17 protein-coding genes are annotated in these 19,847 nt (G+C 62.8%); 4 read left to right on the top strand and 13 right to left on the bottom strand.

Annotated elements, in window-relative coordinates; genetic code table 11:
• Positions 1–128: 128 nt before the first annotated feature.
• The 9 genes from tatC to EN943_RS21965 all read right to left on the bottom strand — a co-directional run bounded on the left by tatC (position 129) and on the right by EN943_RS21965 (position 11,483).
• On the bottom strand, positions 129–995 hold the full coding sequence (tatC, locus tag EN943_RS22005) for a twin-arginine translocase subunit TatC (protein ID WP_013531297.1): 867 nt from the start codon (positions 993–995) through the stop codon (positions 129–131).
• The gene (gene tatB / locus EN943_RS22000; RefSeq protein ID WP_127414626.1) at positions 992–1,810 is read right to left on the bottom strand and encodes a Sec-independent protein translocase protein TatB; all 819 of its coding nucleotides are present in this window, start codon (positions 1,808–1,810) and stop codon (positions 992–994) included. The genes tatC and tatB overlap by 4 nt, the downstream gene beginning before the upstream one ends.
• A gap of 29 nt (positions 1,811–1,839) precedes the next feature.
• The gene (locus EN943_RS21995; RefSeq protein ID WP_013531295.1) at positions 1,840–2,061 is read right to left on the bottom strand and encodes a twin-arginine translocase TatA/TatE family subunit; all 222 of its coding nucleotides are present in this window, start codon (positions 2,059–2,061) and stop codon (positions 1,840–1,842) included.
• Positions 2,062–2,231: 170 nt separating this feature from the next.
• Positions 2,232–2,999 (bottom strand): SMC-Scp complex subunit ScpB, encoded by a 768-nt coding sequence (gene scpB / locus EN943_RS21990; protein ID WP_127414625.1) that lies wholly within the window; start codon positions 2,997–2,999, stop codon positions 2,232–2,234.
• Positions 2,996–3,796 carry a ScpA family protein gene (locus EN943_RS21985; RefSeq protein ID WP_127414627.1) on the bottom strand — a complete coding sequence of 267 codons (801 nt, stop codon included), beginning with the start codon at positions 3,794–3,796 and terminating at the stop codon, positions 2,996–2,998. The genes scpB and EN943_RS21985 overlap by 4 nt, the downstream gene beginning before the upstream one ends.
• Before the next feature lie 62 nt (positions 3,797–3,858).
• On the bottom strand, positions 3,859–4,878 hold the full coding sequence (gene nagZ / locus EN943_RS21980; protein ID WP_127414624.1) for a beta-N-acetylhexosaminidase: 1,020 nt from the start codon (positions 4,876–4,878) through the stop codon (positions 3,859–3,861).
• 133 nt (positions 4,879–5,011) lie between these two features.
• Positions 5,012–8,332 carry an SPOR domain-containing protein gene (locus tag EN943_RS21975; RefSeq protein ID WP_127414623.1) on the bottom strand — a complete coding sequence of 1,107 codons (3,321 nt, stop codon included), beginning with the start codon at positions 8,330–8,332 and terminating at the stop codon, positions 5,012–5,014.
• 103 nt (positions 8,333–8,435) lie between these two features.
• The gene (gene argS / locus EN943_RS21970) at positions 8,436–10,193 is read right to left on the bottom strand and encodes an arginine--tRNA ligase (protein WP_127414622.1); all 1,758 of its coding nucleotides are present in this window, start codon (positions 10,191–10,193) and stop codon (positions 8,436–8,438) included.
• 75 nt (positions 10,194–10,268) lie between these two features.
• Positions 10,269–11,483 (bottom strand): deoxyguanosinetriphosphate triphosphohydrolase, encoded by a 1,215-nt coding sequence (locus tag EN943_RS21965; RefSeq protein WP_127414621.1) that lies wholly within the window; start codon positions 11,481–11,483, stop codon positions 10,269–10,271.
• A gap of 90 nt (positions 11,484–11,573) precedes the next feature.
• Between EN943_RS21965 and erpA the strand changes: the two genes are divergently transcribed.
• From erpA to EN943_RS21945, 4 genes are all read left to right on the top strand, one after another.
• A complete protein-coding gene (gene erpA, locus EN943_RS21960) occupies positions 11,574–11,921 on the top strand; it encodes an iron-sulfur cluster insertion protein ErpA (protein ID WP_013531288.1) in 348 nt (115 codons plus the stop codon).
• Position 11,922: 1 nt separating this feature from the next.
• Entirely contained in the window at positions 11,923–12,318 is a 396-nt protein-coding gene (locus EN943_RS21955; RefSeq protein ID WP_127414620.1) for a VOC family protein, read from the top strand.
• A gap of 17 nt (positions 12,319–12,335) precedes the next feature.
• Positions 12,336–13,130 (top strand): exodeoxyribonuclease III, encoded by a 795-nt coding sequence (gene xth / locus EN943_RS21950; RefSeq protein ID WP_127270660.1) that lies wholly within the window; start codon positions 12,336–12,338, stop codon positions 13,128–13,130.
• Positions 13,131–13,201: 71 nt separating this feature from the next.
• Positions 13,202–13,519 carry a hypothetical protein gene (locus tag EN943_RS21945; protein WP_027039139.1) on the top strand — a complete coding sequence of 106 codons (318 nt, stop codon included), beginning with the start codon at positions 13,202–13,204 and terminating at the stop codon, positions 13,517–13,519.
• 49 nt (positions 13,520–13,568) lie between these two features.
• Here EN943_RS21945 and EN943_RS21940 read toward each other — a convergent pair whose 3' ends face one another.
• The 4 genes from EN943_RS21940 to EN943_RS21925 all read right to left on the bottom strand — a co-directional run.
• Entirely contained in the window at positions 13,569–14,429 is an 861-nt protein-coding gene (locus EN943_RS21940) for a tetratricopeptide repeat protein (RefSeq protein WP_127414619.1), read from the bottom strand.
• A complete protein-coding gene (gene ilvD / locus EN943_RS21935) occupies positions 14,416–16,140 on the bottom strand; it encodes a dihydroxy-acid dehydratase (protein ID WP_127414618.1) in 1,725 nt (574 codons plus the stop codon). The genes EN943_RS21940 and ilvD overlap by 14 nt, the downstream gene beginning before the upstream one ends.
• Positions 16,141–16,446: 306 nt before the next feature.
• Positions 16,447–17,676: an OmpP1/FadL family transporter gene (locus EN943_RS21930; protein ID WP_127414617.1), complete on the bottom strand. Its 1,230-nt coding sequence runs from the start codon at positions 17,674–17,676 to the stop codon at positions 16,447–16,449.
• Between the two features lie 358 nt (positions 17,677–18,034).
• Positions 18,035–19,847 (bottom strand): valine--tRNA ligase (locus tag EN943_RS21925; RefSeq protein WP_127414616.1); only part of this gene is annotated, 1,813 nt, incomplete at its 5' end.

Genomic DNA, 19,847 nt, shown 5'->3' with positions numbered 1-19,847 from the left:
AAAAAAAACCCCGCCTCTACGGCGGGTCGCTGGCGCAAGTCAGCACCATACCGAGAATCATAGCATAGCTGCCCTCAGCAGGTCAAGAAAAAATTCCTATCGAAGCTGGCCAGACGCGGCGGCGGCGTTCAGGTGGAGGACGCGTCCGCCGGCTTCTTCTCGGCGACCTCTTCCGCCGCGTCCTGCTTCTCGCGTGCCACGCGCTGCTTTTCCTGATCGCGCTCGATCAGCCGGGCAGCCCAGATGGAGACCTCGTAGAGAAGGATGGTCGGAATGGCGAGGCCGATCTGGCTCATCGGATCGGGCGGCGTCAGCACCGCCGCGACGACAAAGGCGATGACGATCGCCCATTTGCGCTTCTCGGCCAGCCCCTTGGACGACAGCATGCCGACGCGTGTCATCAGGCTGGTCACCACCGGCAGTTGGAACACCAGGCCGAAGGAGAAGATCAGCGTCATGATCAGGCTGAGATATTCCGACACTTTCGGCAGCAGCGAAATCTGCACCTGATCGTCGGTGCCGGCCTGCTGCATGGCGAGGAAGAACCACATCACCATCGGCGTGAAGAAGAAATAGACCAGCGACGCACCCATCAGGAACAGGATCGGCGACGCGATCAGGAACGGCAGGAAGGCGTTGCGCTCGTTCTTGTAGAGGCCAGGCGCGATGAATTTGTAGATCTGCGTGGCGATCAGCGGAAAAGCGATCACCATGCCGCCGAACATGGCGAGCTTGACCTGGGTGAAGAAGAATTCCTGCGGCGCCGTGTAGATCAGCTCGACCTTGTGCGGATCGAGCCCGGCCCACTGCGTCGCCCATTTGAACGGGACGACCAGAAGGTTGAACAGCTTCTTGGCGAAGAAGAAACAGACCAGGAAGGCAACGAAGAAGCCGCCCAGCGACCAGATCAGCCGCCGGCGCAGCTCTATCAGGTGCTCCATCAGCGGAGCCGACGATTTCTCGATCTCGTCCTTTTCGGTGTCCGAAACGCTCACTTGGCGGCTCCCGCCGTCTTCTTGGCCACCGGCTTCTTCGCCGCAGCAGGCTTCGGTTCGGCTTTCGCCGCCATCTTGGTCGCCACGGCCTTGGTCGCGATCACCTTGGCCGCGGCAGGCTTGGCGGCTTTGGGCGTTTCAGGCTTTGCCGCCGTCACTGGCTTCGCTTGCGCTTTGGGCGCAGGCGTGGCCTTCACGACGGCCGCTTTCGCCGGCGCAGGAGCCTTTGCGCCATTTGCCGAAGCCTTGGCCGGTGCTTTCGCAACCAGCGTCGCCTTTGCCGGCGCAGGCTTGGCTGCTTTCTTCGCCGCGGATGCCTTCGGCGACACGACAGGTGCCGTCGGCACGGATGATGTCACCACCGATTCGTCCGTCATTGCGGGGAAAACCGGCGCTGCTGGCGCTGCTTCCGGCCCGTTGACGCCCGGCATCGTCGTTGCACCGTTCTTCAACGGCTCGGCCGCCTGCGGGGTCGAAGCGGCAGGTGTTGCCGGATCCTCCGCAGGCTTCGGCTTCATCGCCGCATCGACGCCGGAGCGAACGTCGGCCGCGGCCTGTTCGAACGGATTGAGCTGCTTCCTGATCTCGGCCATCGGGCTGAGGCCCCTGAGCTCATCGACGGACTTCTTGACGTCGTCGAGCTCGGCTTCCTTCAGCGCCTCGTTGAACTGTTTCTGGAAATCGGACGCCATGGCGCGCAGCTTCGCGGTCGTGCGGCCGAAGGTGCGCAGCATATTGGGCAAATCCTTGGGTCCGACGACCACGATCATGACGATCGCGATAACCAGCATTTCGGTCCAGCCGACTTCAAACATGGCACTCTGTTCCGACTAGAACCTTGGGCTCAGCTCTTGCTGGCTTTTTCCTTCGCGGCCGCAACAGTCTCGTCGGCGCGATGTTCGACGGTGCGCTTGTCTTCAGCAACGTCGTCGTCGGCCATGCCCTTCTTGAAGCTCTTGATGCCCTTGGCCATGTCGCCCATCAGCTCGGGAATCTTGCCGCGGCCGAACACCAAAAGCACGATCACCAGCACGATCATCCAGTGCCAAATCGAAAATGAACCCATAGCAAATCTCTCTCGAATGTTTTCCCTGGCGATGATCTATGCGTTTTCGCGTTGGGATTCAAACACAACTGCGACAGAGTTTATGAAAGGGTGGCGGATGTCACGCATTTTCGACGCGGCGGCCCCGCTACGAATCCGCGCATCCTCGACAGATCGGCCGCCAATGCCAGTCAATCTTCCGTGACGCGCGGCGTCAGCAGGCCGAGTTCCTCGAGATCGATATCGGTCAGCGCATCCTCGTCGTCGGTCAATGCATCGGGATCGGCCGGCGGCTGCGGAATGGAGAAATTCGACGGCATGCGGCCCGAAAGCAGGCCGGCCCCCTTCAGTTCCTCCATGCCGGGAAGGTCACGGATCTCTTCCAGCGCGAAATGGTCGAGGAAGGTCTCCGTGGTGCCGTAGGTGACTGGACGTCCGGGCGTCTTGCGCCGGCCGCGCATGCGCACCCATTCCGTTTCCAGCAGTGTGTCGAGCGTGCCTTTCGAGGTTTCGACGCCGCGGATGTCCTCGATCTCGGCACGCGTCACCGGCTGGTGATAGGCGATGATCGCCAGCACTTCGAGAGCCGCGCGGGAGAGCTTCCTTTGCTGGACGGTATCCCTGCTCATCAGGAAAGCCAGGTCGCCGGCGGTGCGGAACGCCCAGGCGTCGCCGACCCGCACCAGATTGACGCCGCGGCGCGCATAGATCTGCTGCAGTTCGGCCATGGCCAGGGCGATGTTGATGCCATCTGGCAAGCGGGCCGCAAGCTGCTTTTCGCTGACGGGTTCGGCACTGGCGAACACGATCGCCTCGGCCATGCGCACGGCCTCGGCCAGATGCAGCCGCTCAGCCGGGTTGTGTAGCTGCTGCTCGGCCGTATCCTGGGAAAGCGACCCCTCTTCGGGTTCATCGCCGACCTTGAACGGGACAACCGAAGCGTTGGCGCGTTCGCTCATGATGCCACCTCGACTGCCTTGATTGCCGGCGTGCGGCCGCGCAGATAGATCGGCGCGAACGTCTGATCCTGCCGCACGTCCATCGTGCCGTCGCGCACCAGTTCCAGTGTTGCCGCGAAGGAACTGGCGATCGCCGTGCGCCGCTCCTCGGGGCTGGTCATGTATGCGATCAGAAAACTTTCCAGCGTCGTCCAGTCGCTCACGGCTCCGACCAGACGGGTCAGGATGTCGCGCGCGTCCTTGAGCGACCAGACACCGCGCCTGGCGATCGTCACATTGTTGATCGCCTGCTTCTGCCGCTGCTGGGCGTAGGCGGTCAAGAGATCGTAGAGCGAGGCCGAATAGGCGTTACGCTTTTCGACGATGACCATTTCCGGCATGCCGCGCGCGAACACATCGCGGCCGAGCCGGTTGCGGTTGACCAGACGCGCCGAGGCGTCGCGCATGGCTTCCAGTCGCTTCAGGCGAAACTGCAGCACCGCCGCCAGTTCCTCACCGCTTTCGCCCTCATCGCCGGGCTGCTTGGGGATCAGGAGCTTGGACTTGAGGAAGGCCAGCCACGCCGCCATCACCAGATAGTCGGCGGCAAGCTCGAGCCTGAGCGCCCTCGCCGTCTCGACAAAGGTCAGATATTGCTCGACCAGCGCCAGGATCGAAATGCGCGCCAGATCGACCTTCTGGGTGCGGGCAAGATGCAGCAGAAGATCGAGCGGACCTTCAAAGCCGGCCACGTCGACGACCAGCGACGGGTCGCCGGTGACGCGTGAATCGTCATTCTCGGCCCACAGACGGTCCATCGGTGCGGCCTTCGCGGCCTTGCTTTCCAATGTTTCCGCCACTGCCTGTCACTTTCCCTTTGCTATGCCACCGCATCGAAGTAGGTGGCGAATTCGGCACGTATTTCGGTTTCTTCAACCGTGTCACGGTTCTTTATATAGGTCAGCGCCCGCTTGGCGCGCTCCAGCGACGTGCCCTCAAGCCCCGTGGTGCGCGATGCGATGCCGGCCATCTCCTCGAAAACGCCGTTGCAGTGAAGGACCAGATCGCAGCCCGCCGCAAGGATAGAGGCCGCCTTTGTCGGGAAATCCCCAGAAAGTGCCTTCATCGAGGTGTCGTCGCTCATCAGCAATCCGTCAAAGCCGATTTCGCGCCGGATGATCTCGTCGATGACCTTGCCGGAGGTGGTCGCCGGATTGTTGGGGTCGATCGCGCTGTAGACGACATGGGCTGTCATCGCCATCGGCAGATGGCTAAGCTCCTTGAACGGGGCGAAATCATGCCGCTGCAGGTCGCTGAGCGATGCATTGACCACTGGCAGTTCGAAATGCGTGTCGGAAAAGGCACGCCCATGGCCCGGAATATGCTTCATGACCGGCAGCACGCCGCCCGACATCAGCCCTTCCGCGGCTGCGCGGCCGAGCTCGATCACCGGTCGCGGGTCCTTGCCGTAGGCACGCGCGCCGATGACATCGCTGGCGCCCTCGATCGGCACATCGAGCACCGGCAGGCAATCGGCTGTGATGCCGTAGCGCAGCAGGTCGAAGGCATGCAGCCGCGCCATCAGCCATGCCGCGCGGGCGCCGGCATCATGATCGTCGCGCCACAGCGCGCCCAGCGCGCCGCCGGCGGGATAGTTCGGCGCCAGCGGCGGTCGCAAGCGCTGCACACGGCCGCCTTCCTGATCGATGAACACCAGCGCGTCCGGACGCCCAATGCAGTCCCGCATCTCAGCGACCAGATCGCGGATCTGTTCGGTCTCACCAATGTTGCGCGCAAACAGGATGAAGGCCCACGGGCATTCATTGCGATAGAAATTGATTTCTTCGCGGGTGAGCGATTTCCCGGCACAGCCGAGGATCATGGATTTTGATTCGGTCATGTCGGCAGTTTAGGGCTTTGTGCGATCAAAGGGAATCGCCAGGGATTCATCCAGTGCAACGCCGGATCTGCTTTCCCCATGAAAAAAGCCGGCGCGGTGAACCGCGCCGGCTTTTAATTGGTTGGCTCCGGCTTTAGCGCGAGACGAAGCAGTTGCCGCCGGCGGCCTTGTAGCTGGTGCACAAATTGATCGCGTCATTGCGCGACTGGGCCGGAACACGCACGCGGTAGAACGTGCCTTTGCCGGCGATTTCGGCCTTGACGATGTTGGCGGTGCGCCCGGCAAGCACGCTGCCATAGCGGCGCTGCAGATCCTGATAGCTGGACTGGGCGCTTTCGACGGTCGGCTGCGAGGCGATCTGCATCGACCACGAGCCACCGCCGGCCGCGGTCGATGCCGGATCTATGGACGCAACCTGATCGGGCTTGACCTCGCCGACAACATCGACCGGCTGGTCGGACGGACGCTGTGGCGCGAGCGGAACCTTTGCCGGCGTGTTCGCCGATTGGGCCTCGGCTTTCGGCTTGGCGACCGGCTTGAGGGCCGGCTCGTCGTCCGCCTGGGCGGCGGCAGGCGCCACGGTGCCGGTCTGGTCCGCGTCGGCTTGCGCCGCCGGGGCAACATGCTGCGGCGCCGGGTCGACCGGCTCGGTAGCAGCCACTTGCGGAGTGGCGGGCGCCGCCGGATCTTCACGCGGCACCAGCGAACCGTCCGACTTGACCACCATGGTCCTCACCTTGCGCGGCGCAACGGCGACGACATCGGCATTTGTGCCCTTGTCGGCATCCTGCAGCACCTGCGCAATGCGGTCCTCGGACTTGGGCGCTGGCGCCGTATTGTCGGCCGAAGCGGCGCCGGCCATCGGCGCGGCGTTGCCGACATCGGTTCCAGCGCCGGCTGCATTCTGGTCCGGCGAAAGATCAATGGCGCGGGCCGGGTCCTTCGCCTGCACGTCCACCGGCTCTTCGGTGTTGGTGACCAGCTTTTCCTGGACCGGCTCGGCCGGCTTCGCGCCCCTGACCGCGTCGTAGACCTTGTTGTCCTGGTTGGGCACCACGGCGCCGCCCGGATTCTCCGGCTTCACCTTGATCGGCGCGTTGTCGGCCTTGACGATGACAGGCGCTTCGCTGCCGCCCTTGCCGCCAAAGGACAGCGCAAAGGCACCGAGACCACCCGCGACCGCGACCGCGCCGACAATCGCGGCGATGAACAGGCCGCGTCCGCGCGACGGCCTCGCGGCCTCACGCTCGCCGAGCCCCGGAACAGCCATAGCCTCGTCGAGTTCGGGATCGTAGTCGAGTTCATCAACGGTGAAATCGTCGGCTTGGGAAACCGGCTGGCTCCCTGGCAGACTGTCGAGGTCGAAGCCAGAGGCGTCGGCATAACCCGTGGGCGCCGCCGCGCGGGCAGACATGTCCATCGGCCGCGCCGCATAGGTCCGCGCTTCCGGCTCATAGCCCAGCTTGATCCCATCATAGCCCGGCTTGACCCCGTCATAGCCCGGCTTGAAGCCAGAGGCATAAGAGTCATCATCGTAAGACGCGCCGGCCGCATTGTTTGCGGGAGCGACAGCGACCTCCACCGCGTTCATCTCGGAGAGAAGGCTGGAGAACTCGGCATCGAGATCGTCGTAGCCGGGCGACGCCGGCTGGTCTTCCTCGAAGTGCAGTTCGGGGATATCGAGATCGTCCGCCAGCGCCACGACACGCTCGGGCACATCGACCGTCTCGACATCGGGCATGTCTTCGTAACGCTCCGGCTGGCGCGATTGCGGCGCCGATGCCGGGGCAGCGGGAGCCACGGTCTCGACCGGGTCGGACGAACGATAGGACGTCATGGCGGCGACTGCCGGCGCTGCGGCCATGGATGCCATCGAAGCGGCCGGCTGAGCGCTGAACGCAGGCTGCGTGCTGAATGACGGCTGCTGCGGGACCGGTGTCACGCGGCTCCATGAACGCGTCGGCTCTGTCGGTTGGGAACGCTCCGCAAGCCAATCGAGAGAATCCGCCGAATTGTCCCGGGGAGCGGCTTCGTCACGCGGATCAAGGCCCTGGGCCAAAGCCGCGTCCAACGCATCGTCGTCGAAATCGACATCGCCAATGGTATCCGAGTTCGGATCCTGGAGTTCATCAAGCATAAGATCGTCAATATCCGCGTCGGCCGCCTGGGCCGTGCCAACATGTCGATTCTGCTCAGGCGTGGTTTCGTCAAGATCCCAGTCGAGGTCGCCGACAAGGTCGGCCGGTTCCTCGGCAGGCTCGGCAACAGGCGGCGGGGCAGCGACAGCCGGCTGAGCCGTCACAGGCTCGCTGGCCACCGGCGCCGTGCGGGAAGTCATGGCGCCCAGCAGCGCATTCAACTCGTCTTCCAGGCTCCGTTCGTCCGCAATCGGGGTGTGCACCGCCGGCGCGACATTGGCTTCTGGCGCCGCCGGCTGGATCGTAGCGGCGGCAACCTCGGCGACCGGCTCTTCGACCGCTTCGGCGAACGTATCGTCGAAGTTCAGGTCGAAGGCATCGTCCGACAGGTCTTCAGGGCTGGAAATCTCGCCCTTCGCGTCAGCGATATCGACAAGTGCATCATGCGTTTGCGGCTCGTCGAAGGCGACCGGCTCATCCGCGCGAACGTCGAAATCCATATCGACATCAGCCATGGCATCGTCGAAATGGCCAGCAAAGCTCTCGTCGGAGATTGCCTGGCCGTCAAGCGCCGCCGCCTGCTCCGGCACGGCATGTTCGACGCGATCCGCGGCCATGAATGACTGTTCCGCCGCCGAATGGTCGTCGAGCATCAGCTCGTCTTCAAGCGACATTGCCACCGCATCGTCGAATTCGTCATCGGAGGCAACCGGCTCGACAGAAGCGGGCGTATCGGCAACGCTGTACAGGGCCTCTTCGGATTCCTCATCGATCCGAAGGTCCTGGTCGAGTGAGGCGGCAAGCTCGTCCGCCATCGACTGATCGTCCTCGAAGGGGGACACGTCCTCGAGCGAACCGGCGACGGCATCGCCAAAATCAGACGCGAAAGCGGGCCCGACGGACGGCGCGGCTTCAGCGGCGACCGCATGGCTGGCGCCGGCGACGTGGTCGTCGATCTCAGCCATGTCCAGTTGGAAATCGTCGTCGAGCGACACCGAAAGCTCGTCGTCCATCGCGCTGGCTTCAGCCGCTTCGAATGCCGGCTCATGCACGAAAGTCGGCTCATGAGCCTGGACAACCGGAGCGGCGTCGCTGTCGTCAGCGCCGAACTCGCCCATCATTTCTTTCTCGAGATCGATATCGAAATCGCCCTCTTCGAGCCCGTGATCGGCGGCTGGGGCCTGCGGCTGGGCGGGCGATTGCGGCCTGACCGGCTGGCGCGGGTCGAATCCCATGATCCTGGTCAGTTCCGCGAACGGATCATCGTCAGCGATGTCGTTGTTGTCGGCTATTCTCAGCTGGGTTCTGTCTGCCATTATTGTTCCCGAACTCGCACTCATTCGGACGCCATGGACGTCGCGTAGGGTTGGCCCTTACCAGCGCAATGTGGGCAAAAGGTGACAGGTTATTTAGTCAAACCTAACGCATTTCGGTGGGCGCGGCGGCCCCGATCAACGTCAGGCCGGACGTCAAAACGTCCGAAACAGCCTGCACCAGCCCTAGTCTGGCATGCGTCAATTGTCGGTCGTTAACCTTAACAAAACGTAAGTCCGGATTATCCGTGCCACGGTTCCAGTGTCCGTGGAAGCTGGAGGCCAGGTCATAGAGGTAAAATGCCAGCCGATGCGGCTCGAGCGCTAGGGCGGCGGACTCGATCAGCCGCGGGTATTCGGCAAGCTTGCGGATCAGGCCGATCTCGCCCTCGTCGGTCAGCAAAGCCCCGGCGGACGCCAGGCTGTTGCGGTCGAAATTGGCTTCGCCCAGTTGTTCGCTCGCCTGCCGGAACACCGAATGACAGCGCGCCGAGGCGTACTGGACATAGAACACCGGATTGTCCTTGGACTGCTCGGTCACCTTGGCAAAGTCGAAATCCAGCGGCGCGTCGTTCTTGCGGTAGAGCATCATGAAGCGGATCGCGTCGCGGCCCACCTCCTCCACCACTTCGCGCAACGTCACGAAATCGCCCGACCGCTTCGACATGCGCACCGGCTCGCCCTCGCGAAACAGCTTGACCAGATTGCACAGCAGCACAGTGAGCTTCACCTCGTCGCCGGCAATCGCCCGCGCCAGGGCTTCCAGCCGTTTGACATAGCCGCCGTGGTCGGCGCCGAGCACGTAGATCAGGTCGACGAAGCCGCGATCGACCTTGTCCTTGAGGTAGGCGACGTCGGCGGCGAAATAGGTGAACGAACCATCGGACTTGACCAGCGCCCGGTCCATGTCGTCGCCGACCGCGGTCGAGCGGAACAGCGTCTGCTCGCGGTCCTCCCAATCGTCGGGTTTCTCGCCCTTGGGCGGCGGCAGCTTGCCCTTGTAGATATGGCCCTTCAGCGTCAGATCATTGATCGCGGAGCGGATCTTCCTGGCATTGTCGGCGTGCAGCGTGCGCTCGGAGAAGAACACGTCGTGATGCACGTTGAGCATCGCCAGATCCTCGCGGATTATCGCCATCATCGCATCGATGGTGCGATCCTTGACGATGGCGAGCGCCTCGTCATCGGGCATCTGCAGAAGCGAGCGGCCGAATTCCGTGACCAGCGCCTGGCCGACAGGCACCAAGTAATCGCCGGGATAGAGACCGGCAGGTATTTCGCCGATATCGTCGCCCAGCGCTTCGCGGTAGCGCAGGAATGCGGAACGGCCGAGCACGTCGATCTGCGAGCCGGCGTCGTTGATGACGTATTCCTTGGTCACGTCGTAGCCGGCAAAGGCCATCAGATTGGCAAGCGCGTCACCGACAACAGCACCCCGGCAGTGGCCGACATGCATCGGCCCGGTCGGATTGGCCGAGACATATTCGACATTGGTCTTCCTGCCGCCGCCAACCGTCGAGCGGCCATAGTTGCGGCCCTCGCCGAGCAGTGCGATCAGATGTGTCTGCCAGAAGCCGTCCTTCAGCCTGAGATTGACGAAACCGGGGCCAGCCACCTCTGTGGCCGCGACATCCTTGTCGTCGCGCAGCGCCTGCGCCAGCCTTTCGGCCAGCGCGCGCGGGTTCTGGCCGGTCGGCTTGGCCAGCACCATGGCCGCATTGGTCGCCAGGTCGCCATGGCTGGCGTCGCGCGGCGGCTCAACGGCAATGCGCGACAGGTCAAGCGAAACGCCGTCTTTGTCTTTCAGATCAAGCGCTTCGACGGCTTTTATGATTCGCGCGGTGAAATCGGCGAAGATGTTCATTTGTGTGACTCTGGGGTCTGGCTCTGGCGGCTTTGCAGCGAATCCGGCTCGTTGGCCGGCAAAATCGAGCCCGCCCTAGCTCAATTCAGGCGTATGGTCAAACAAACGCCGGTGCTCCTTGAGCGCGTAGGTGTCGGTCATACCCGCCAGGAAGTCGGCGACGCTGCGCGCCTTGATGCGATCATCGGCCCGATCCAGCCCCTCGCGCCAGCCATCCGGCATGGCGCGCGGATCGGCGAAATAGGCGTCGAACAGATCCTTGACGATCTGCTCGGCATCCGCGCGCACCCGCATAACCTCCGCGTGCCGGTAGAGGTGCTTGTACAGGAAGGCCTTCAGTTCTTTCTCCAAGGCAGCCATTTCGGCCGAGAAAACCACCATCGTCTCGCCAGCCGCCCTCACTGCATCGGCGCTCCGCGGCCTGATGCGATCGAGATTGGCGGTCGTCGACTTGATCACGTCCTCGACCATGGCGGTTATCTGCCGCCGCATCAACTCGTGGCCGGTGCGAACATCATCGAGGGCCGGATAGCGTTCGCGCACGGCTTTCAGGATCGTTCCCGGCAGCGAAACCGTCTCCAGCATGTCCAGCGTCAGCAGTCCTGCCCTCAAACCGTCATCGATGTCGTGCGTGTTGTAGGCGATATCGTCGGCGATCGCCGCGCATTGCGCCTCGATGCCGGCGAACCGGTCGAGTTCGAGGTCGTGCAGCTCGGAATAATCACGGATCGCCTGCGGCACCGGCCCTTTCAGGCCCTTGCCGTTGGCGTCCGTCAGCGGTCCATTGTGCTTGACCAGGCCTTCCAGGGTTTCCCAGGTCAGGTTGAGCCCGTCGAATTCGGCGTAGCGCGCCTCCAGCCTTGTCACGATGCGCAGCGATTGCGCGTTGTGGTCGAAGCCGCCCCAGGCGGTCATCTTCTCGTTCAGCGCGTCCTCGCCGGTGTGGCCGAAGGGCGTGTGGCCGAAATCATGCACCAGCGCCACCGCCTCGGCCAGATCCTCGTCGCCGCGCAACGCCCGTGCCAGGGCGCGCGCGATCTGCGCCACTTCGATCGAATGGGTCAGGCGGGTGCGATAGTGGTCGCCTTCATGGGCGATGAAGACCTGCGTCTTGTGCTTCAGCCGGCGGAAGGCCGTCGAATGGATGATGCGGTCACGGTCACGCTGGAACGGCGTGCGGGTCGGGCTTTCCACCTCGTCGAACAGCCGTCCGCGCGAGTTTGCCGGATCGCAGGCATAGGCGGCGCGTGGCCGATACCCGAATCCGATGTCGCCCAACTCATTGGTCATGGCTGATGCTGCCGCGTTTGACTTAGCCAGGTTGACTTGGCCCCTCGCGCTTCATACCTATCATGTGAAACCGAAAGCAAGGTGACGCCCATGGGCGCTGATGCCAAGACTGCCATGAAAGTCGATATGACCGAGGCCGCCGCCAAGCGGATCGCCAGGATTGTCTCGAACGAGGCCGGCAAGACGGCGCTGCGCGTTTCGGTCGAAGGCGGCGGCTGCTCGGGCTTCTCCTACAAGTTCGATCTGGTCGATACGCGCAACGACGACGACGTCGCCATCGAGAAGGACGGCGCCACCGTGCTGATCGATGACCTGTCGCTGGTCTACATGGGCGGCTCAGTGATCGATTTCGTCGACGACCTGATGGGCCAGTCGTTCCAGATCCGCAATCCGAACGCCGTCGCCTCCTGCGGCTGCGGCACGAGTTTCTCCATATAGAATGCCTGCTATCGGTGCGGTCCGTCAGATCGCGCTGTCGGCTGGCCGCGACCTTGACGTGACGCTGGCTTTCTGGCGCGACGTACTCGGCATGGCCGTCCATGCACGCTTCGATCCGCCGGGCATCGCCTTCATCATGGCCGCAGAAACCAGGCTGCTGTTCACCGACGGTGTACCGGCCGGAATCGTCTATCTCGACATATCGGGCCTCGATGACTTCCATGCCTCTGCGGTCGCGGCAGACGTGCCCTTCACCGCGCCGCCGATGCTTGTCCATCGCGACACGGAGGGCCAGTTCGGTCCAGCGGGGGAAAGCGAATGGATGGCCTTCCTAAAGGACCCGGCTGGCAATACGATTGGGCTCGTCGAACGCCATCCGCCGCAAGAGCCCACCTGAACAGCATCGAGACCATCATGAAAATCGTCACCTGGAACATCAACGGTGTCCGCGCCCGTATCGGCAACCTGACCCATTGGCTGACCGAGAGCGCACCCGACATCGTCTGCCTGCAGGAGATCAAGACGGTCGACGAGCAGTTCCCGCGCGCCGAGATCGAGGCGCTTGGCTACAATGTCGAAACCCATGGCCAAAAGGGTTTCAACGGCGTGGCCCTGTTGTCGAAGCTGCGCTTCGACGAAGTTATCCGGGGCCTGCCCGGTGACGATGCCGATGAACAGGCGCGTTTCATCGAAGGCGTTTTCTCGACCGACAAGGGCGCCTTGCGCGTCGCCTCGCTCTATCTGCCGAACGGCAATCCGATCGATGACGAGAAGAAGTTTCCTTACAAGCTGTCCTGGATGGCGCGGCTGGAGCGCTGGGCCGAAGAACGGCTGAGGCTGGAGGAGGCTCTGGTGCTCGCCGGCGACTACAACGTGATTCCCGAGCGGATCGACGCGCGGTTTCCGGAGAACTGGTTGGGCGACGCCCTGTTCCAGCCGCAGACGCGACAAGCCTTCCGCCGTTTGCTCAACCTTGGTTTCACCGAGGCGGTGCGCGCGGTCACCGACGCGCACGACACCTACACGTTCTGGGACTATCAGGCCGGCGCCTGGCAGAAGAACAACGGCATCCGCATCGACCACCTGCTCTTGTCGCCGGAAGCCGCCAACCGATTTTCTTCCGCCTCGATCGAAAAGCACGTGCGCGCCTGGGAAAAACCGTCCGATCACGTCCCGGTGGCGATCGATCTCGCGCTTCAGCCGGCCTGAGAGAACCCTCGCCGGGCCCGTTTGCGCTGGACCTCATATAGCCACATTCCGGCGCTTGATGGGAGATCAGCATGGCGGCTGGGGTTCCCATGACCATTCGATTTTCTCTTTGTCCGATCGGCCTGGCATTTGCCATGGCCGCTCCTGCGGCGGCATTTGCCGACCAGGAATGCCTGGCCAATGGAAAATCCTACCAGCTTGGCCAGGTCGCCTGCCTGACGGTTGCCGACCGGAGCCATCTTGCCCGCTGCGACATGGTGCTCAACAACACCTCGTGGACGAAGATCGGGGATAGCTGCCCGGAAAACACGCTGGCGCCACACCCCCATGTCACGCCGATCTCGACGCCGGCGCCCAGCATGGTGCCGACGGAGCCTATCGCGAACTAAGCCAATCTCCTCCCTCGTGGGAAGATCGGCAGTTCAGCCGCCAGCAAAACTACTGATCCGCGTTGTTGCCCTTGGTGAGGATATCATCGGCCAGCGAGATGGCGGTGCGGCGGTCGGCCTCGCCGGCGGTGGCAAATGCCTCTTCCTGCATGCCGCGGATCCAGGGCTGGTCAGCCGGCGAAGCGCGTTCGAGCGCTGCCGTCATCATCGCCAGGCCGCGAACGATCTTGCCGCTCTGGAACAACAAATGGCCCAGTGTCGCCTGTGCGCCGGCATGGCCTTTCTCGGCGGCGAGCTGGAACCAGCGCCCGGCCTGCTTGACACTGGCCTTCACGCCGCCCTCGCCCTTCAGGAACATCTGCCCCATCTCGAACTGCGCGTTCGGATTGCGGTAGTTGGCGGCGGCGCGCATGTAATATTCCTGGGCCGCCACCTCGTTCTCGGTGACCGGGCTGCCGGGAATGCCCGTGCGCAAATAGTCGCCAAGCGCCACCAGCGCGTCGGAGACATAGCTTTCCTCAGGCGAGCCGGGCTCGACGTCCTGGTCGACGATCTCGGAGAAGAACTTGAACGCCTCATAGTCGTCGCGCGCCACGCCGTCGCCCTCGGCATACATGCGGGCAAGCTTCCAGGTGGCGCCGATCTGGCCGTTTTCGGCGGCGTATTTGTAGGCCTCGGCAGCCTGTTCCTTGTGGCCGTTCTTGTAGGCGGAGAAGCCGAACTGAAAGACCGCCCAGGGGCTCGATTGCGGCTTCACCCCGGTCTTGTCGTCGAACACCTTGTCGTCGAAGGCCATGGCCTGGCCGACGGCGCCAAAGGTCGCGCCAAAAGTGGCGGCCACGACCAGTGCCGAAAAGACAGACGACCTCAACAACTCTGGTGTTGACTTCAACAACTCAGATGTCCGCATAACAGTGTGTTTCTTTCGCACCGCCCGGATGGGTCACCGCGCCATCGCGCGCCGGCCCCACCGTCTGTGCATATTTCCATATCGCGCCCGACTGATAATCGGTCGCGCGCGCCTTCCATGTCTTTGCCCTCGCCGCCAGTTCGCTATCGGACAACGCCACGTCGATCGTGCCGTTCACCGCGTCGATCGAGATCACGTCACCATCCCTGAGCAATCCGATCGGGCCGCCCACGGCTGCTTCGGGTCCGACATGGCCGATGCAGAAACCGCGCGTCGCGCCCGAGAAGCGCCCGTCGGTGATCAGCGCCACCTTGCCGCCCATGCCCTGGCCGTAGAGTGCTGCCGTCGTCGACAGCATCTCGCGCATGCCGGGGCCGCCGCGCGGTCCTTCGTAGCGAATGACGAGAACTTCGCCCTCCCTGTAATTGCGCTGCGTCACCGCCTCGAAACATTCCTCTTCCGAATCGAAGCAGCGTGCCGGGCCGGAGAACTTCAACTCCGCCATGCCCGCGACCTTCACGATCGCGCCTTCGGGGGCAAGGTTACCCTTCAAGCCCACGACACCGCCGGTTTGGGTAATGGGTGTGTTGGCCGGGCGGACCACATCCTGATGCTCATTCCAGACAACGTGCTGCATGTTTTCGGCCAAAGTGCGGCCAGTCACGGTCATGCAGTCGCCATGCAGATAGCCGTGGTCGAGCAGCGTCTTCATCAGCAGCGGAATACCGCCGGCCTCGAACATGTCCTTGGCGACATATTTGCCGCCCGGCTTGAGGTCGGCGATGTAAGGCGTCTTCTCGAATATCTTGGCCACGTCGAACAGGTCGAACTTGATGCCGGCCTCGTGCGCGATCGCCGGCAGATGCAGTGCCGCGTTGGTCGAACCGCCGGTGGCCGAGACCACGGTCGCCGCATTCTCCAGCGCCTTCAGCGTGACGATGTCGCGCGGCCGGATATTCTTCGCTATCAGCTCCATGATCTTTTCGCCCGAGGCGAAATTGAACCGGTCGCGCATTTCGTAAGGGGCAGGCGCGCCGCAGGAATAGGGCAGCGCCAGGCCGATCGCCTCGGCGACGGTGGCCATGGTGTTGGCGGTGAACTGGGCGCCGCAGGAGCCGGCCGACGGGCAGGCCGCCTGCTCGATTTCGAGAAGTTCGGCATCGTCGATGGTGCCTACCGAATGCTGGCCAACCGCCTCGAACACATCCTGCACGGTGATCTGGCGGCCGCGATAGCTGCCGGGCAGGATCGAACCGCCATAGATAAAGATCGACGGCACGTTGAGCCGCACCATGGCCATCATCATGCCGGGCAGCGACTTGTCGCAGCCGGCGAGCCCGACCAGCGCATCGTAGCAATGGCCGCGCATGGTGAGTTCGACCGAATCGGCGATGACCTCGCGCGACACCAGCGACGACTTCATGCCCTGGTGACCCATGGCGATGCCATCGGTGACGGTGATGGTGCAGAATTCGCGCGGCGTGCCGCTGGCGGCAGCGACCCCCTTCTTGACCACCTGCGCCTGGCGCATCAGCGAGATGTTGCAGGGCGCCGCCTCGTTCCAGCAGGAGGCGACCCCGACCAGCGGCTGCGCAATCTCGACCGCCGACAAACCCATTGCATAGAGATAGGAACGGTGCGGCGCACGCGCCGGACCGACGGTCACATGGCGGCTAGGGAGCTTAGCCTTGGAGATGACTTTGGCGTCCATACTCTTCCTTGCCCCATCTTCCCTGCAAACGGGGCGGAGCGGCCTGCCCCCTCGCCGAGCCTTTTGGCGCGTGTCCCGAGACAAGATCGAGGTGCGCCGGGTTTATGGCGGGAAATGGGCAATTTCCTCAGCCCGACTTCCAGCGCAGGGGTTGTTCAGAAAGTGTTGCCAAAACGTCACAATAGCAGGAGGCGGCAACAGCGCGGCTTATGTGCACGCGGCCTATATGAATGGCGCACGGGCAAGAGCCGCCCAAATGAAAAAAGGCCGGGTATTGCCCGGCCTTTTTGTAAAATTCTCAACAGGTTAGAACTTGATCTTGATACCGCCGGAAAATGCCGTGACCAGATCGTTGCCAAAATCGTAGCTGGCATCCTCGCCTGCGACATAGCCGTTCTCACCCGCCAACTCCCCCGAATGGCCGCTGGTCAGCACACCGAGCGCCCCTGCCAGACGAACCTCGATATTCGGCGTGGGCGTATAGGCAACGCCGCCACCCAGCGTCCAGGTATCAGTCTGTGCACCATAGCCATGCGACGTGCCACGATCCCAGGAAAGCTGGCCAGCGGCACTCCACTGATCGTTGAACTTGTGGCCGACACCACCTGAAACGGTCCAGCCATCGCGGTACATCAGGTCGAGCGAGGTCACAGCAACCTGAGAACCCGTGACGCATGACGATGCCGGAAAGCCCACTGGGCAGATCGGGACGCTTTGCAGCAAACTCCAGTTGACCCACTTGATCGAGCCGAAAGCGAGCCAGCCGGGCGCGATGCCTGACTGCAGCTTCAACTCCACCGAGTCCGGCATGTACTCCGTCGCACCGAAGATTGGTGTAATTTGCCCGCCGATACTGGTGAGATCCAGCGTTCCCGAGATATTGTCGAGCTTGACTTTCGAATTGTAGACGAGGCTCGCGCGCAACGCGATGTCGGGGATTTCGTAGGCGACGCCGGCTCGCCAACCCCAGCCGTTGGCCTCCAGGTCGACGCGGCCGATCGGTGACGGCCCAAATGGATTGAAACCCACCAAGCTTTCCTTGAAGCCTGAAATTTCCTGATAGAACAGGCCGCCGATAAAACGGAGCTGGCCCTTGCCGACATCGAACTTGTAGGAGCAGGTGCCGGCGTAGTTGTTGCTCTTGATATCCGTTTCGACGTTGGAAAACGCGCCGTTCCACGACGCCCCGGGGGCTGTGTGGGCGCCCCATGGCTGTGAATAGTCAACCATGCAGTCGACGCCCTGCACAACCTGGACCTTGGCTCCGATGCGCGGAACCCAATAGCCCTCGGCGCCATCGGCCGTGGAATTAAGGAAATTAAAGCCGGCTGGCCCAGTTGCATTCTTGTACTTGCGATCCGGCATGACATAGGTCGCTTCAGCTTCCGTAACGAACGGCGCCGGATCAAACAGCAAATCGATATCGTAGCCGCCGCGCTCCAGGCCGCCGGCATGTGCCGGGTTCATCGCCGTCCCGATCAAAGCCAGCGAAAAGCAGCCCGCCCCCAGCAGCGCTTTCAGTCGCAGAATAGTCATGAAATGTCCTCCCCGAATTCGAGTGCATCAAGCTAGAACCAATTCAGGTTAACGGCGCAACAACGAATTCAAAGGCGTACATGTACACATTCGCCGGGCGCATTTTCGAGGAAATGCAACCGGGTGCGGCAAGGCCGAAAAACGGTCCGTGATGGTGGATATGCTTCCAAAAAACAGAGGAAACCTATCCAAAAAGGCTCGAAAACAGCGTTTTTCAAGGTTCGGGAGCCCCATTGTTACATTATGGCAACAATGGGGCCAAAACTTCCGTTTACGTCAACATTAACGCAGCGGCATGTTGATTTTCGAGGCGGAAAACCAGCGTTTTAGAGAGCACTAAACTCTCGCGAATCTACCCTCAACCTGCATCGCGAACCCTGGCCAGAGCGACCGACAGCTTGTCCTGCGCATCGCGGTATTCGGCGAGCTTTTCACGCTCGGCATCGACGATCTCGGCCGGCGCGCTGGCGACGAACCTTTCGTTCGACAGCTTCTTGTGCAGGCGCGCGATCTCCTCGGTCACCTTGGCCAGTTCCTTCTGCAGCCGTGCGGCCTCGGCGGCAAGGTCGATCAGGCTGCCAAGCGGCAGGCAGATCGTCGCCTCGTTGAGCACGATCTGCGCCGACCCCTTGGGCGCGACCTCGGCAAGCGAGATGTCACCGACCCGCGCCAGCCGCTTGATTGCCGATTCTTCGCGGACAAGCCGTTCGCGTGTCACAGCGTTGGCGCCGACCACGACGAGCGGTGCAATGGCTGCCGGCGGCACGTTCATTTCCGAGCGCACCGAGCGGATGCCGGAGACGAGGTCGACCAGCCAATTGATGTCGGCGGCAGCCTCGGCGTCTTCGAAGTCCGGCGAGGGCCACGCGGCATGGCACAGCAGCGAGGGGCGTTGCTTGCCTTCGCCGGCGGTCTGCGCCCACAATTCCTCGGTCATGAACGGCATCATCGGATGCAGCAGCTTGTAGATCTCGTCGAGCACGAAGGCCACGCAGGCTCGGCTTTCGGCCTTGGCCGCCTCGTCGGTGCCCATGAACACCGGTTTCAGCAGTTCCAGGTACCAGTCGCAGAACAGGTTCCAGACGAAGCGGTAGGCAGCGCCCGCCGCCTCGTTGAAGCGGTATGAGGTGATGCCGTCGGTGATCTCGCGCGCCGCCCGCGTCAGCTCGGTCAGGATCCAGCGGTTGACCGCCAGCTTGGCGTCGTTCAGCCAGAAATCGTCATTGCGCGCGACCTCGTTCATTTCGGCGAAGCGCGTGGCGTTCCACAGCTTGGTGCCGAAATTGCGATAGCCGGCGATGCGTGCCGGATCGAGCTTCACGTCGCGGCCCTGCGCCGCCATCACCGTCAGCGTGAAGCGCAGCGCATCGGCGCCATATTCGTCGATGAGGTCGAGCGGATCGATGACGTTGCCTTTCGACTTCGACATCTTCTGCCCGTTCTTGTCACGCACCAGCGCATGCACATAGACGGTGTGGAACGGCTCCTCGTCCATGAAGTGCAGGCCCATCATCATCATGCGGGCGACCCAGAAGAAGATGATGTCGAAGCCGGTCACCAGCACGTCGGTCTGGTAGTAGGTCTTCAGCTCGGGCGTCTCATCGGGCCAACCCAGCGTCGAAAACGGCCACAGCGCCGACGAGAACCAGGTGTCCAGCACATCCTCGTCACGGGTCAGTATCTCGCCCGGCTTGAAGTTCTCCAGCTTGTCCTCGACCCAGGCCTTCCATGGGCCTTCCAGCGCCAGATAGAATTCGATCGCGGCGCTCAGCGCCTCTTCCTCGGTCTTCTCGACGAAGACGCGCCCGTCCGGCCCGTACCAGGCCGGAATCTGATGACCCCACCAGAGCTGGCGCGAGATGCACCAGGGCTGGATGTTCTCCATCCAGTCGAAATAGGTCTTTTCCCAGTTCTTCGGCACGAAGTTCGTGCGTCCTTCGCGCACCGATGCGATCGCCGGCTTGGCCAGTTCCGCCGCGTTGGCATACCACTGCTCGGTCAGGAACGGCTCGATCGGCACGCCGCCGCGATCGCCATGCGGCACGGCGTGGCGATGCGGCTCGACCTTTTCGAGGAAGCCGCCTTCTTCCATCAGCTCGACGATTTTCTTGCGCGCGACGAAGCGATCGAGACCGTCGAGTTCGTCCCAGACAAGCTGGCGCTCCGACGTC

Source organism: Mesorhizobium sp. M7A.F.Ca.US.006.01.1.1, assembly GCF_003997935.1.
GTDB lineage: Bacteria > Pseudomonadota > Alphaproteobacteria > Rhizobiales > Rhizobiaceae > Mesorhizobium.
The sequence above is the reverse complement of the archived record's forward strand: the minus strand, read 5'-3'. Positions and strand labels throughout refer to the sequence as shown.

What these genes read in the sequence shown, in the direction of transcription:
- erpA (WP_013531288.1), top strand. Translation starts at nt 11,574, where the DNA reads ATGGGCGCTGATGCCAAGACTGCCATGAAAGTCGATATGACCGAGGCC.
- argS (WP_127414622.1), bottom strand. Translation starts at nt 10,193, where the DNA reads ATGAACATCTTCGCCGATTTCACCGCGCGAATCATAAAAGCCGTCGAA.
- xth (WP_127270660.1), top strand. Translation starts at nt 12,336, where the DNA reads ATGAAAATCGTCACCTGGAACATCAACGGTGTCCGCGCCCGTATCGGC.
- scpB (WP_127414625.1), bottom strand. Translation starts at nt 2,999, where the DNA reads ATGAGCGAACGCGCCAACGCTTCGGTTGTCCCGTTCAAGGTCGGCGAT.
- tatB (WP_127414626.1), bottom strand. Translation starts at nt 1,810, where the DNA reads ATGTTTGAAGTCGGCTGGACCGAAATGCTGGTTATCGCGATCGTCATG.
- nagZ (WP_127414624.1), bottom strand. Translation starts at nt 4,878, where the DNA reads ATGACCGAATCAAAATCCATGATCCTCGGCTGTGCCGGGAAATCGCTC.
- ilvD (WP_127414618.1), bottom strand. Translation starts at nt 16,140, where the DNA reads ATGGACGCCAAAGTCATCTCCAAGGCTAAGCTCCCTAGCCGCCATGTG.
- EN943_RS21975 (WP_127414623.1), bottom strand. Translation starts at nt 8,332, where the DNA reads ATGGCAGACAGAACCCAGCTGAGAATAGCCGACAACAACGACATCGCT.
- EN943_RS21985 (WP_127414627.1), bottom strand. Translation starts at nt 3,796, where the DNA reads ATGGACCGTCTGTGGGCCGAGAATGACGATTCACGCGTCACCGGCGAC.
- EN943_RS21930 (WP_127414617.1), bottom strand. Translation starts at nt 17,676, where the DNA reads ATGACTATTCTGCGACTGAAAGCGCTGCTGGGGGCGGGCTGCTTTTCG.
- EN943_RS21940 (WP_127414619.1), bottom strand. Translation starts at nt 14,429, where the DNA reads ATGCGGACATCTGAGTTGTTGAAGTCAACACCAGAGTTGTTGAGGTCG.
- EN943_RS21995 (WP_013531295.1), bottom strand. Translation starts at nt 2,061, where the DNA reads ATGGGTTCATTTTCGATTTGGCACTGGATGATCGTGCTGGTGATCGTG.
- EN943_RS21965 (WP_127414621.1), bottom strand. Translation starts at nt 11,483, where the DNA reads ATGACCAATGAGTTGGGCGACATCGGATTCGGGTATCGGCCACGCGCC.
- EN943_RS21955 (WP_127414620.1), top strand. Translation starts at nt 11,923, where the DNA reads ATGCCTGCTATCGGTGCGGTCCGTCAGATCGCGCTGTCGGCTGGCCGC.
- EN943_RS21945 (WP_027039139.1), top strand. Translation starts at nt 13,202, where the DNA reads ATGGCGGCTGGGGTTCCCATGACCATTCGATTTTCTCTTTGTCCGATC.